At 43.0% G+C, this 12,890-nt stretch carries 12 protein-coding genes; 9 read left to right on the top strand and 3 right to left on the bottom strand.

What is annotated here, in order from left to right; genetic code table 11:
- Window positions 1–91: 91 nt before the first annotated feature.
- Genes BMW59_RS06560 through BMW59_RS06570 form a run of 3 tightly spaced genes read left to right on the top strand, consistent with a single transcriptional unit; the run spans window position 92 to window position 2,931 of the window.
- Window positions 92–1,762, top strand: a complete 1,671-nt coding sequence (locus tag BMW59_RS06560) for a SulP family inorganic anion transporter (RefSeq protein ID WP_093049088.1) — start codon at window positions 92–94, stop codon at window positions 1,760–1,762.
- Between the two features lie 4 nt (window positions 1,763–1,766).
- Window positions 1,767–2,339, top strand: a complete 573-nt coding sequence (locus tag BMW59_RS06565) for a carbonic anhydrase (protein ID WP_093049091.1) — start codon at window positions 1,767–1,769, stop codon at window positions 2,337–2,339.
- A gap of 13 nt (window positions 2,340–2,352) precedes the next feature.
- A complete protein-coding gene (locus BMW59_RS06570; RefSeq protein ID WP_093049094.1) occupies window positions 2,353–2,931 on the top strand; it encodes a class I SAM-dependent methyltransferase in 579 nt (192 codons plus the stop codon).
- Between the two features lie 188 nt (window positions 2,932–3,119).
- Here BMW59_RS06570 and mreBH read toward each other — a convergent pair whose 3' ends face one another.
- Window positions 3,120–4,130: a rod-share determining protein MreBH gene (gene mreBH, locus BMW59_RS06575; protein ID WP_093049097.1), complete on the bottom strand. Its 1,011-nt coding sequence runs from the start codon at window positions 4,128–4,130 to the stop codon at window positions 3,120–3,122.
- Between the two features lie 248 nt (window positions 4,131–4,378).
- Here mreBH and BMW59_RS06580 point away from each other — a divergent pair, with 248 nt between their 5' ends.
- From BMW59_RS06580 to BMW59_RS06590, 3 genes are all read left to right on the top strand, one after another.
- On the top strand, window positions 4,379–5,551 hold the full coding sequence (locus BMW59_RS06580; RefSeq protein WP_177174221.1) for an acyl-CoA dehydrogenase family protein: 1,173 nt from the start codon (window positions 4,379–4,381) through the stop codon (window positions 5,549–5,551).
- Between the two features lie 121 nt (window positions 5,552–5,672).
- On the top strand, window positions 5,673–6,308 hold the full coding sequence (locus BMW59_RS06585; RefSeq protein ID WP_093049100.1) for an MOSC domain-containing protein: 636 nt from the start codon (window positions 5,673–5,675) through the stop codon (window positions 6,306–6,308).
- Window positions 6,309–6,852: 544 nt separating this feature from the next.
- Window positions 6,853–7,179 (top strand): nucleoside triphosphate pyrophosphohydrolase, encoded by a 327-nt coding sequence (locus BMW59_RS06590; protein ID WP_093049103.1) that lies wholly within the window; start codon window positions 6,853–6,855, stop codon window positions 7,177–7,179.
- A gap of 385 nt (window positions 7,180–7,564) precedes the next feature.
- Here the strand turns inward: BMW59_RS06590 and BMW59_RS06600 are convergent, their stop codons facing one another.
- Window positions 7,565–8,539 carry a sensor domain-containing diguanylate cyclase gene (locus tag BMW59_RS06600; RefSeq protein ID WP_093049109.1) on the bottom strand — a complete coding sequence of 325 codons (975 nt, stop codon included), beginning with the start codon at window positions 8,537–8,539 and terminating at the stop codon, window positions 7,565–7,567.
- Between the two features lie 108 nt (window positions 8,540–8,647).
- Between BMW59_RS06600 and BMW59_RS06605 the strand changes: the two genes are divergently transcribed.
- Window positions 8,648–9,754, top strand: coding sequence for an alanine racemase (locus BMW59_RS06605; protein WP_093049112.1), 1,107 nt, complete (start codon window positions 8,648–8,650; stop codon window positions 9,752–9,754).
- A gap of 308 nt (window positions 9,755–10,062) precedes the next feature.
- Here the strand turns inward: BMW59_RS06605 and BMW59_RS06610 are convergent, their stop codons facing one another.
- Window positions 10,063–10,671, bottom strand: a complete 609-nt coding sequence (locus BMW59_RS06610) for a small multi-drug export protein (RefSeq protein ID WP_093049115.1) — start codon at window positions 10,669–10,671, stop codon at window positions 10,063–10,065.
- 213 nt (window positions 10,672–10,884) lie between these two features.
- Between BMW59_RS06610 and BMW59_RS06615 the strand changes: the two genes are divergently transcribed.
- Both BMW59_RS06615 and BMW59_RS06620 read left to right on the top strand, forming a co-directional pair.
- Entirely contained in the window at window positions 10,885–11,364 is a 480-nt protein-coding gene (locus BMW59_RS06615) for a site-2 protease family protein (RefSeq protein WP_093049118.1), read from the top strand.
- A gap of 100 nt (window positions 11,365–11,464) precedes the next feature.
- Window positions 11,465–12,838 carry an aldehyde dehydrogenase gene (locus BMW59_RS06620; protein WP_093049121.1) on the top strand — a complete coding sequence of 458 codons (1,374 nt, stop codon included), beginning with the start codon at window positions 11,465–11,467 and terminating at the stop codon, window positions 12,836–12,838.
- Window positions 12,839–12,890 lie beyond the last annotated feature (52 nt).

The raw sequence follows: 12,890 nt of genomic DNA on the forward strand, positions 1-12,890 counted from the left end.
AAGAGAGTAAGTAAGGCCTGCACCGCGTACAGGTGTCAGGCCTTTTTAATGTAAGAACTGAAAAAATAAATGTGAAAGGAGGAAGGCCTTTATGAACCGCTGGTTCCCTTTCCTTGATTGGATGAAAAGCTATGACTTAAAAGAAGATTCTAAAGGAGATATAACCGCTGGTTTAATTGTAGCCATTATGCTTATCCCACAGGGGATGGCCTATGCCATGCTTGCAGGGCTGCCGCCTGTCATGGGGCTCTATGCCTCAACTATCCCCTTACTCTTATATGCGTTGTTCGGCACATCACGGCAGCTTTCAGTCGGTCCTGTAGCCATGGTCTCATTACTCATATTTACAGGCGTCTCCGGACTGGCCGAACCGGGCAGTGATGAATATATTTCACTTGTCTTTCTGTTAGCTCTTATGGTGGGTGTGATCCAGCTCTTAATGGGTGTGTTCAAACTTGGGGCTGTCAGTAAATTTATTTCCCATGCCGTCATAAGCGGTTTTACTTCGGCAGCTGCCATTATTATTGGGATGAGCCAGCTGAAACATATAATCGGAGTTGATATTGAAGCTTCTGAAAATGTGTTTTTGATTATTGCTGAAGTGTTCAGCCGAATAAATGAAGTCCATCTGCCCACGTTGGCAATCGGGATTTCAAGTATTTTACTGCTGATTATTTTTAAGAAAAAAATTAAAAAGATACCGGGAGCTTTAGTTGTTGTCGTTTCGATGATTGCGGTTACCGGGTTTTTCCAGCTTGATGAAGCGGGAGTAAACATTGTGGAAGACGTGCCGGGCGGGCTTCCTGGCTTTTCTATGCCGGCTTTTGAAATCAGCGCCATAAACTCTCTGTTGCCGATAGCATTGACTATCGCCATTATTGGGTTTGTTGAGTCGTATGCGATGGCTAAAGTTATTTCCGCAAAAGAAAAGTATCCAATTGATGCCAATAAAGAGTTAAATGGCCTCGGTGTGGCAAACATAGGAACAAGCTTCTTTTCAGGGTTTCCTGTGACAGGCGGTTTTTCCAGATCAGCCGTTAACTATGATGCAGGAGCAAGAACAGGGCTGTCTTCGATTATTACAGCTGTGCTTATTATTCTGACTCTATTATTCTTTACATCACTTTTTTATTATCTGCCACAAGCCGTGCTAGGCGCCATTATTGTTGTAGCAGTGTACGGCTTAATAGACGTGAAAGAAGCCTTTCATTTATGGCATATTAAACGGATTGATGCGGTTTCCTTACTGGTTACTTTCTCATCAACTCTCGCGATCGGAATAGAAGCGGGAATAGCGACAGGTGTGATTTTCTCTATTCTTGTTTTTGTTTACAGGAGCGGTAAACCTCATATGGCTGAGCTTGGCTATTTGGAAAAAGATAATATATTCCGTAATATCAATCGTTTCCCCGAAGCTGAAACAAGAGAAGACACATTAATTGTCAGGATAGACGCTTCTATCTATTTTGCAAATATTTCTTATATAGAAGAGCAGCTTTCTAAATTCATCTACGGGAAAAAAGGTCTGAAAACAGTCATCCTTGATTTTTCCTCAGTTAATGATATAGACGGTGTAGCTATGGATGATTTGGAACAATGGATAGATAACCACAGTGCTGAGGGTATAAAAGTTTACCTTGCACAAGTGAAGGGACCTGTGAGAGACTTATTTAGAAAAGCAGGCTGGATAGAAAAGTATGGTGAAACAATTCAATATCACACCATTGATGCCGCTTTAAAAGACAGCAAAAATATGAGGTGAGTTGATGGAAATCAGAAGTCTTGAAGTGTCCCATAATCAATTTATGAAAAAGATGAAAGCAGAAGACCCGGACTTTTTTAAAAAACTGGGGGAAGGACAGCAGCCTTCTTTCTTTGTGCTCTCATGCTGTGACTCCCGTACATGTCCTTCTACAATTACAGGCATGCCTTTGGGAGAGATGTTTACGCACCGTAATATTGCTAATCAGGTAACCGAAGAAGACGACAGTTTCCGGGCAAGCCTGCATTATGCTCTTGATGTATTAGGCGTCAATTATATTATTATTCTCGGCCATACGAACTGTGGAGGAATCCTTGCAGCTAGTTCCGGGGTTCAGCATGAATCACTCGACGGCTGGTTAAAGCATGTGAAAGCAACACTGGACGAGTACGATAAAAGCAACGAGGCCCCAACACCGGCTGAGCTTGAGGAACATAATGTCAGACAACAGATTATTAACGTTAAAAATCATCCGGTATATCAGCGGAAAGGCGAAGGTGTACCGGTTATAGGGTTATTGTTCCACTTAGATTCAGGAGAACTGGAATGGATTGACCCTGACGACAACAATTTGTAAAAGAGGGATAGATATGGCTGGACACCGTTTTAATCCGGAAAAAGCGGATAAATTATTAGATCCAAACAGGACATCTTTAATCGATCCGGACTGGGTAGCAGACAAACTTAAGCTGCCGTCTGGAGCTCATGTGATGGATCTTGGAGCAGGAAACGGATTTTTTACCCTGCCCTTAGCGAAGCGGACATCAGGGGAGGTTTATGCAGTCGATGTCGAACCTGAAATGCTCGGTCTTCTGGGAGTCCGGGCAGAAGAAAAGGGTGCCGGTAACATCGGCTTAATTGAATCAGATCTCGAGGATATACCACTTGAAGATGGAACAGCAGAAGCCTCAATTGCCGCTTTTGTTATTCATGAAGTGGGGGACCGCCGGAAAGCCTTCAATGAAATGAACCGTATTATGAAAGACGGATCCAAAGGGGCCATTGTGGAGTGGGCTAGAGTAGAAGGGGAATCAGGACCGCCTCTCCATGAGAGGCTTGATCCGGAAATACTTATTAATGAAATGAAAAGCTCAGGCATTATTATCGATGAACTTGTTGAAAAAGAAGAGGTTTATGTCATTTTTTTCTCAACAAAAAGTTCTGAGTAAAGGTTCCCTGTGCCTTTGACAAGGCATCTGTATCCGGGCACTTAAAAAATCTGTTGCGGGTTTTAACCTGCAACAGATTTTTTGTTGAAAAGTATAGGCATGGCTTGCTTCGTTGTTTCTCACGGCAGTGAATGCGGTAAGGGTATTGCGGACGGCCAACAGGTATACCTGACATGCACTCCGTTACTTTATTTAGCCTTGGAACTTTGAATTCTCTGCATCATTTTTAAAGAGCGGCCCGTCCCGATAGCGACTGATTCTAATGGGCTTGGAGCGATATGAACAGGAACTACAATTTCATTGGATAACCATTCTTGCACTCCGTTAAGAAGGGCGCCGCCTCCTGTTAAAATAACACCTCTGTCTACGATGTCTCCGCTTAATTCCGGCGGGCAGTCCTCAAGGGTCGCTCTGATCGCTTCAAGGACAGACAGTAGTGAATCTTTAATTGCTCCCTGAATTTCATAAGAGGAAATTTCAATAGTTTTCGGAAGGCCGCTCACTAAATCACGTCCACGGATATCCATTTTCAATTCAGCATGCTCGACTAGAGCGTATCCAACTTCTATTTTAATATTTTCTGCTGTACGCTGGCCGATCATTAAGTTGTATTTCTTACGGACAAAATGAGTGATGTCATCATCCAGCTGGTCGCCGCCGACTCTAATGGAGTTGCATGACACAACGCCTCCGAAAGAAATAATGGCGACTTCAGTCGTTCCTCCACCGATGTCCACAATCACGTTAGCGATCGGTTCTTCAACTGGCAAGTCAGCTCCTATTGCCGCTGCAACAGGCTCTTCGATTAATTGGACTTCTCTTGCCCCGCACTGTTTCACAGCATCAGAAATAGCTCTTCTTTCAACTGACGTTGATCCGGAAGGAGTACATACGACAACACTCGGCTTTCTTAAAGGGGCGCCAAGTTTTTTTGAAGCTTTTCTCATAATATGTTTAAGCATATCAGTAGTCACCTGGTAATCAGCAATAACACCATCTTTTAATGGCCTGATTGCCACAATATTTTCAGGTGTTTTTCCAACCATTTTTTTAGCGTCCTCTCCGACGGCCAAAACCTGGTTTGTCTGCAGATCAATAGCTACTACCGATGGTTCGTTTATAATCATACCTTTATTTTTGGTATAAACCAGTAAGTTAGCAGTTCCTAAATCTATTCCAATTTGAACAGATGAAAACATAATTAAATTCCTCCCGTATCGCTTTTAGTATGACTACATAATCATTCTATCGCTTTGCCAATTTTTTAGGGGTAATTTTAAAGAAAAATAGTGTGAAAATATGTGAAAAATTTATTTCCCGGGAAAAATGAGGAAAACAGTCGTGAAAAATTATAAAAGTGTTTAAAAAAATAAAAATGATTTTATCATTTGGTATTTTTCTTTATAATTTGATGAAAAGGGCAGCGTTGTCGGAAGGAGTTTTGGATATGGCAGAATTTATGACAAAAAAACTGATAAAGAATGACAGACAGCTGAAATTTTTGAAAAGAGCGGAAGCGTTAGTTCCCGGTTTTCAAAAAAGGCGGGACACGTATGACAAAAAAGCCGAGTTCCCTTTTGAAAATATGAAAGAGTTAATAACCTCAGGGCTGGCCGCTATAACTGTTCCAGAAATGTTTGGAGGGGAAGAAGCGTCCCTCTATGAGTTTTTACTGGTTCAGGAAACGCTCGCCCAGGGGGATGCGGCTACAGCTCTTTCTATTGGCTGGCATAATGGAACGATTATGCAACTCCGTGATACCCAAAAGTGGCAAAAAACCGACTTTGAGAAAGTTTGCCGTGAAACAGTTGAGAATGGGATTCTTATTAACAGCGCTGCTTCTGAGAAAGCGACAGGAAGCCCGGTCCGTGGAGGGGTTCCTGAGACTTCAGCGGTTCTTAGAGACGGAGCATGGGAGATAAAAGGACACAAAACGTTTACGTCGTTAGCGCCAGCCTTGGATTATTTTATTATTACAGCTTACATTGAAGAAGAAGGCAGAACAGGGGAATTTTTGATTCCGCGGGACGTTTCGGGAGTGAGTCTTAAAGAGACTTGGGATGTCCTGGGTATGAGAGCCACAAGAAGTGATGACCTAATTCTCGATAATGTTCAGCTGGAAAAAGAGGCACTGAAGTCTGTCAAAGAGCCGGGCCATGGTAAAAGCCCGCAAGGATGGCTTCTCCACATCCCGGCTTGTTATTTAGGAATTGCGATCGCTGCGAGGGATGAAGCAGTTGAGTTTGCAAAAAACTACCAGCCTAACAGTTTAAACCATGCAATTAGTGAAGTGCCGGAAGTGCGCAGAAAAACTGCTGAAATGGATCTTGAATTAATGAAAGCACGGCATTTTATGTACCACATAGCTGAAATATGGGATCACTATCCTTCGTTAAGGGGTGAAATGGGAGCGGAATTAGCTTCAGTGAAAACAGTGTGCACCAATGCCGCAATTAAAGTGGTGGACCTAAGCATGAGAATTGCAGGAGGGCACAGCTTACACCGCAGCAGTTCTTTTGAACAGCATTACCGTGATGTACGCGCTGGTCTCCATAATCCCCCTTCAGATGACATTACGATGATGATTTTGGCTAATCAGGCATTTAATGCCCGACTCTAAAGTCACAAAAACGAAAATAGTGTAAAATTTTTGTAGACAATACAAATCGCTACACTTACGATATGAATATAACCAGTTTACCAGTTAGCAGCTCTTTCTAAAGTCTTTGGAGGTGTATGTTATGAAAAGGTTGAAAGCAAATATTATCTCACTGAACGTAGGAACACCGAAGACCCTGAACGGTTTAGGCAAATCTGTAGAAACAGCTATCGTTAAAGAACCAGTAGATTCAGAGATATTCCTTTCCAAAGAACAGTTAGAAGGGGACCAGCAGGCTGATCAGAAAAATCACGGAGGCCCGGATAAAGCCATATGTGTTTATCCTTTTGACCATTATCCATTTTGGGAAGAAGAATTAGGCAAAAAATTGCTTCCTGGCGCTTTTGGAGAAAATCTGACAGTCAAAGGGCTGATAGAGGAAGCAGTTTGTATTGGTGACCTGTTTCAGTGGGGAGAAGCCCAGGTACAAGTTTCACAGCCACGGAAACCTTGCCATAAACTCGCCAAACGGCTGGAATCAGAAGAGCTGCCGAAACGCGTCGCGGAAACAGGGAAAACCGGCTTTTATTTTCGAGTGATGAAAGAAGGGATGGTTTCAGAAAGCACCCCTCTTCAACTCATTAAACGTTACTCGGAAATTTCTGTAGCCCGCGTTAATAACGTCTATTATGAACATCAGTATGATGAATCACTGATTCAGGAAGTCATCTCGGTCCCGGAATTAGCAGCTTCATGGAAAGATATGATGAGAGAATAAACGGGGATAGGAATAGGAATGGGAGCGGGCTCGGGCTTGGGCATGGAAACGGACCTGGGCCGCGGGCTTGAGCTCAAGCTCAAGTCGGGCGAAAAATGTCGAAAATTGTTATACGGTAGAGTTGCACATTTATACGGTAGAGTCGTCTGCTTATACGGTAGAGTCGCACATTTATACGGTAGAGTCGTCTGCTTATACGGTAGAGTTCCACAATTATAAGGTAGAAAGCCGTTCGCTTATAAGGCAGAATCCCATATTTATAAAGTAAATGCTCCGATTACAGGGCCCATTCCCCTAATTATAAAGTAAAATCCCGTAATAAGAGCCCTATCGACTTTTAAAATAAGTATTAACCGGTCGCCTGCGCACAAGAACGTGCCAAGGCGACCGGTTTTTTTCGATAGTGAGCAAAGGGGTCAGACCCCCCATTTATTGGAAATTATAGAGTTTGGAATTTTTCGGCAGGATTTTTGGATTTTTTCGTGAATTTCTAAAAGCATAGGAACAGTCCGTAAAATCTTTTAAGTGGGGAGAGTGTGCTGAAATGCCGTCATATCACAAACTTGTCAGAGACAGAATACCTGAAATTATTCAAATGAACGGCGAGAAACTTGCGTATAGAAGGATTGAAGGGGAAGAGTTTATTAGAGAGGCAAAGCATAAATTAAAGGAAGAAATGAAAGAGTATGTGGAAGCTCAGAATGCTGAACAGGCGATAGAAGAACTTGCAGATTTGCTTGAGCTTATTTATTGTTTGGCTGAACGGCATGGTTATTCCAGGAAAGAGCTGGAGGCGATCCGGGCTGATAAATCCGAGAGACGTGGAGCTTTCCATGAAGGATGGTTTCTGGAAACAGTGGGGGATGATTAAGAAAGAGTGAAATGCGGCTTCAGGTCCAAAAGCTTCTTCGCTATGGAAGAGCTCCGCTATGGAAGCATGACATCCAGAGTTTCACACAATCGCAGAACCAGCTGCGAAACACAGATAAGGCTTACTTTTTAACAGTTTAAGAGAAAAGTTTCCTTTTTTAATTGCAGCTAAGCAGCAGGCAGTTCAACAGGCGCCGCTAAACTTTGTTGTAGCCCCTTCATCTCCCAACTTATTTCCTCATAGAGGACAGGTTCTCGAGGAGCACAGGTCTTCCCAGAGGAGAGCTCCTTATCGAGGAGGGGGTTAGCGTTTCGAAGCCTCCCCTGGGCACCCGTGCTCGGTGTGAATCGTTTTACCCGGAGGTGGTGAGGACCTCCAGGGGACATCAATTTCTAACAGCAGTGCTCTTTCGTTTGACAGCCTTTTTCTGTTCGTACATGGCCAGGTCAGCAGATTTGAACAAGTCCTCCATTTGTCCTTTAGGTGCCTCACTGTAGGCCGATCCAAAAGCGAGCGATATAGCTTGAGAGCTGTTTTGGTGTGCCAGGCGGCTTTCAAAATGCTGACACTTTGAGAGAAACTCAGGATGGGAGAGATCAGTCACAATAATGGCAAACTCATCTCCGCCAATACGGAATAATGTGCTGTTTCTGTTATTAAAGTGATTTTTCAGATAGGCGGCTGCCGACTGGATTAATTGGTCCCCTGAGTGATGACCATATGTGTCGTTTGTTATTTTAAGGTTATTCATGTCACATATAATTAAGCCAGCCGGCAAATGACTTGAATTATTAAGCTGATTCATCTTGGACTTAAAAGCGTTCCGGTTCAGTAAACCGGTTAATTCATCATGAAGGGACTGGTATTCCAGCTTTTTTTGAAGAGTAACTTTCTCAGTAATGTTCCTTAAGATGCCCTGGACTCCAACAAATTCTCCGTTTTCATAAACAGGCCGAGCTGTTTCCTCAAACCATATGTAATTCCCTTCACTATGCTTCCACCTTTGCAGGAGAGGACGGTTATAGTCCGCTTTTCCGTTGATTTTATTTAACAGAACAGGGTAATCTTCAGGATGTATGAGCGCATAAATTTCTTCAGGGTTTTCATAATGCTGGATAATATCCCACCCGAGAACTTTATTGACAGAAGGACTTAGGTAAATATACTCAATTGTGGGAACTGTCCTTAGATAATAAATAATATCTTTAGAATGTTCCACCAAATCAATAACATCATCTTTTGATTGTTCAGCCTGCTTAATATAATGGTTTTTTTTGCGGATACATGTTTTTAGCAGCAGAAAAACTGCGGAAGCCCCTGCTGCGAAGCCCAAACTAATTAAAAGAGTAGATGTAAGCACTTTTGCCCCTCCTGAAAGTCTCTATTGTTTAATATTTCCTTTTATTATATCAGATTATCTGGTTAATTAACTACTTTTTTACTATTAAAACCTAGGAGGTTTTTACACATGTATGAAACAATTCAAACTCCGGCCATCCTTCTCGATGAAGCAAAGCTGAATCGCAATATCCGCAGAATGGCTGCTGTGGGGGAGAAACACAGAGTCAGCGTCAGACCGCATTTTAAAACACATAAATCCTCTTTTATAGCGAATAAACAAATAATGGCCGGAGCTGCAGGCATAACGGTGGCAAAAGTGTCAGAAGCAGAACTGCTGTTGGAGGCGGGGATAAAAGATATTTTAATCGCCCACCCGTTAGTAGAGAGTGAGAAAATCAAGAAGTTATTTCCGTATCAAAAATCGGCCCGCCTTATTTTTACAATTGACAGTAAAGAGCAGGCAGAAATTATGAACAGAGCTGCGGATGGCCATATGATAGAGGTTTGGCTGAAAGTGAATTCCGGGCTTAACCGGTGTGGCACTCAGCCTGGCAGGGAAACGTTGCAGCTGGCAAAAGACGTGAGAGTGATGAAAGGGTTAAAATTAACCGGATTATTCACTCACGCAGGCCATTCCTACGGAGCTGCCTCCCGGAAGGAACTGGAGAAAATTGCGGAAGAGGAAGCACAAAGTGTTGTAGAATCTGCCCTGCTTTGTGAGGAACATGGTATAGAAATTCAGAACAGAAGTATCGGCTCAACGCCAACTTTTGAAAAAGGGGCCTCTTATGAGGGGATGACTGAAGTAAGACCTGGAAATGCCGTCTTTTTTGATCGTATGCAAATGAGCCTGAATGTTGCAAAGAAAGACGAAGCAGCTGTCACTATTCTGACGCAGCTTGTCTCTAAAAGAGACTGCAGGCTTGTTTTTGATGGAGGAAGTAAAGCATTTACAACTGAAAAAGGGGCGCACGGAAAGGAAGGAGTGGTCGGGTTTGGGGAGGCGCTCTCCAATAAATTACTGACGATCACCCGGCTTTCCGAGGAACATGGAATTGCGGATTTAACAGATGAAAACATGCACTTATTTCAGGATCTTGCCTTAGGGGACAAAATTCAGTTTATCCCTAACCATGCCTGTACGGCAGTCAACTTGTATGATTCCTATATGATGCTTAAAGAAAATGGAGAAATTGAGCCCTTGCCAATCGACGGAAGGGGAAAATCCCAATAACTGGTGAGCCGCCTCCCATATGTATTAAGTTACAATACGTGAAAATCTATTTAGATGTTTTTTAACAGCAGTCATTTCAGTCCGCCAGTCGGACGTTTGCCCAGGGGCTTGTCTTCAGCTAAATTCAACTCAGCCTTAAGCTTCGTTGAATTGGATCTTCAGCTTTAACCCCTCGGGCGTCGCCGCCTTTTGTCCTTCACTATCAATTCACTTTGCGCCATTGAGCTTTAACAGAGCGGCTGCCCAGATGGAAAATCCCAATAAATGGGGGGACAGCCCCCCCATTTATTGGACCCCCAGTTATTTCCTTATGAGAAGAGGTTGGTCACCCAATCGATGCCGTAGTAGCTGGCTGCAGTCAGAATAATTGTCCAGACGACAAGACTGCCTCCCATCCATGCGGTTGTTTTATGCTGGTCGGCTTTTAAGGAAAGAGCAATGACTGCAGCTAAGTGGATCCCTGTCACTGCTGGACCAAGAATCGCTAAACCGGGAAGGCCGTATTTATGAAAAATGGAAGCTGCCTGTTCTTTTCGAGTTCGTCTCGCTTTTTTTGGAGGACGGGGCGCATGCCTCACATCCCGGATATCCCGCGTATCCGGCTGATCCGAATGACCTGCTGCTTCCTGGTCCTGGTTTTCCGTCACAGCCCTCTCTTCACGTTTTTTAAGTTCTTTCTGCTCTTTTTTCCTCCGGCGCCTGGCCTTCCATTGTTTATACCACTTAGTCCGCTGAAACCATTTTAAGGAATAGATGATGAGCAATATCGGCAGGAAATTTCCTGCGAACGAGATAAAGCCGACCCAGAATGGGTCCAGACCCATTCCTATTCCAATCGGGATAACAATAAGAATTTCAAGCCAAGGGGTAGCCGCCATTATAAAAATTAAAAAATATTGCCACAAAAGTTCGACCATAAGCTTTCTTGAACCCCTTTCTCAAAACTGCTGCCTTCCTTTTTCTCACCAAAGTGGGATCCACAGGCAGGCGGTGTTTTTTTAGGTAAGTCATTATTCTAGCACTCCGGTTCTCAACGTTGCAATGAAACTGGTTTTGCGAGGGTTTGATACGATGCCTAAAGTGGTAAATATCCGGTAGATAACTGAAATTGACGGGAGGTTAGTTAGGAAATGTTCGGATGGTCAGATATTCCTACCTTTGTGATTTCTCTCGGAATAATATTACCTATTGTCGCTTTTATTCACGAATCCGGGCATTTTGTGAGCACCTACTTATTTGGCGGGAAAATGAAGTTTGTATTCGGGCGCGGGAAATTATTGTTCAAAAGAGGAGATTTCGAAATTAGAAGAGTGTATTTTCTGGATGCCTGGACCCAGCTTGAAAAATTAGATATTAATAACAGATGGACACATGCCATTATTTATCTCAGCGGCGCTTTTTTTAATATCCTGTCCGTTGTTATCGTCAATACGTTGATTCATCTGGACATACTGCCGGCAGACTTATTTTTCTATCAGTTTGGCTATTTTTCTCTTTATTTTGTATTTTTCTCACTTTTACCTGTTGAATTCGGAGAAGGGCAGCCCAGTGACGGAAAAGCATTTATTGACGTCATCCGGTACGGCACTGAAAAAGGCCCGATTAAATAAAGGTAAACTTTGTAACTTTTCAGGGACGCTTAACGACAGACTATAAAGGGAATATAATGATTACAGAGAGATAGTTTTATCATACAAGGGGGGAACAGCAATGAAAGATGCTATTCAATCATTGGTTCATAAACAGAAACAATTTTTTTACAGCGGGGAAACTAAAAGTCTTTCTTTTAGAAAAGAACAGTTGACTAAACTTAAAGAAGCTATTAAAAAGCGGGAGAGGGACATATTAAAAGCTGTTAAAAAAGATTTAAATAAAGGGGAACACGAAGCATTTCTTACTGAAATCGGTTTTTTATACAGTGAATTAAAAGATATGCTTAAAAATATGGATTACTGGGCAGAGCCGCGTAAAGCTAAGACTCCTTTGTCGCATGTAGGCGGTAAAAGCTACATATACAAAGAGCCTTACGGTGTTACGCTCATCATCTCACCTTGGAATTACCCGTTTCAACTCTGCATCGCTCCATTAATCGGTGCGATCGGGTCAGGGAATACAGCTATATTAAAACCGTCCGAATTTACCCCTCATACGAGTTCAGTCATCCGGGATCTGGTTGCCGCCACCTTCCCTGAAGAATATATCGCCGTTGTGGAAGGGGATGCGGAAGTCTCTAAAGCCCTTCTGGATGAAAACGTTGATTATATCTTTTTTACGGGAAGCACGGAGGTCGGGAAAAAAGTTATGGAAGCCGCTTCAAAGCATCTCACTCCGGTCACACTGGAATTAGGCGGGAAAAGTCCCGCGATCGTCATGGAAGACGCTAACCTGAAGCTTGCCGCCAAGCGGATTGTATGGGGGAAATTTATCAATGCGGGCCAGACTTGTGTAGCCCCGGACTATGTTCTGGTTCCTGAAAAAAGGCGCAGAAAATTCCTTAAACAGCTCGTACACTATACAAAAAAGTGGTATGACGAAGAAGCTCGAAGTCATAAGTCTTATCCTCAAATCATTAATGAACAGCACGTAGACCGTTTGGTGTCTCTGATTGATAAAGAGAAGGTTTTTTACGGGGGAGATTATGACCGGGAGAACCGTTTTGTTGAACCAACAATTATGATGGATGTGACGATGGATGATGCAGTCATGGCAGAAGAAATATTCGGTCCCATCCTGCCAATCATGTTTTATAAACATGATTATGAAATAGTAGATATCGTTCGCCAGCGGCCTAATCCGCTAGCTCTCTACCTGTTTACGGAAAGTAAAGAGAATGAAGGAATGATTCTCGGCAACCTCTCTTTCGGAGGCGGGTGTGTTAATGATACCATTATGCATTTAGCGACACCTTATCTTCCGTTTGGCGGGGTAGGCGAAAGCGGAATGGGGTCTTATCACGGTAAAAACAGTTTTGATACGTTTACACATGAGAAAAGCATCTTAAAGCAGACTACAGCTTTTGATTTACCTATCCGCTACAGCCAGTCACAGGCTTCTATGAAAACATTAAGGAAAATGTGGGAATAATATAAGCAGCCAGAAAAGCAGCACTGGGAATTTTCCCCTGTGCTGCTTTCTA

Source organism: Salipaludibacillus aurantiacus, from assembly GCF_900111295.1.
In the GTDB taxonomy this organism is placed as follows: Bacteria; Bacillota; Bacilli; order Bacillales; family Salisediminibacteriaceae; genus Salipaludibacillus; species Salipaludibacillus aurantiacus.

Bases quoted from the DNA above. Each gene is read 5' to 3' on its own strand.
- BMW59_RS06560 (WP_093049088.1), top strand. From the start codon at position 92: ATGAACCGCTGGTTCCCTTTCCTTGATTGGATGAAAAGCTATGACTTA.
- BMW59_RS06565 (WP_093049091.1), top strand. From the start codon at position 1,767: ATGGAAATCAGAAGTCTTGAAGTGTCCCATAATCAATTTATGAAAAAG.
- BMW59_RS06570 (WP_093049094.1), top strand. From the start codon at position 2,353: ATGGCTGGACACCGTTTTAATCCGGAAAAAGCGGATAAATTATTAGAT.
- mreBH (WP_093049097.1), bottom strand. From the start codon at position 4,130: ATGTTTTCATCTGTTCAAATTGGAATAGATTTAGGAACTGCTAACTTA.
- BMW59_RS06580 (WP_177174221.1), top strand. From the start codon at position 4,379: ATGGCAGAATTTATGACAAAAAAACTGATAAAGAATGACAGACAGCTG.
- BMW59_RS06585 (WP_093049100.1), top strand. From the start codon at position 5,673: ATGAAAAGGTTGAAAGCAAATATTATCTCACTGAACGTAGGAACACCG.
- BMW59_RS06590 (WP_093049103.1), top strand. From the start codon at position 6,853: ATGCCGTCATATCACAAACTTGTCAGAGACAGAATACCTGAAATTATT.
- BMW59_RS06605 (WP_093049112.1), top strand. From the start codon at position 8,648: ATGTATGAAACAATTCAAACTCCGGCCATCCTTCTCGATGAAGCAAAG.
- BMW59_RS06610 (WP_093049115.1), bottom strand. From the start codon at position 10,671: ATGGTCGAACTTTTGTGGCAATATTTTTTAATTTTTATAATGGCGGCT.
- BMW59_RS06615 (WP_093049118.1), top strand. From the start codon at position 10,885: ATGTTCGGATGGTCAGATATTCCTACCTTTGTGATTTCTCTCGGAATA.
- BMW59_RS06620 (WP_093049121.1), top strand. From the start codon at position 11,465: ATGAAAGATGCTATTCAATCATTGGTTCATAAACAGAAACAATTTTTT.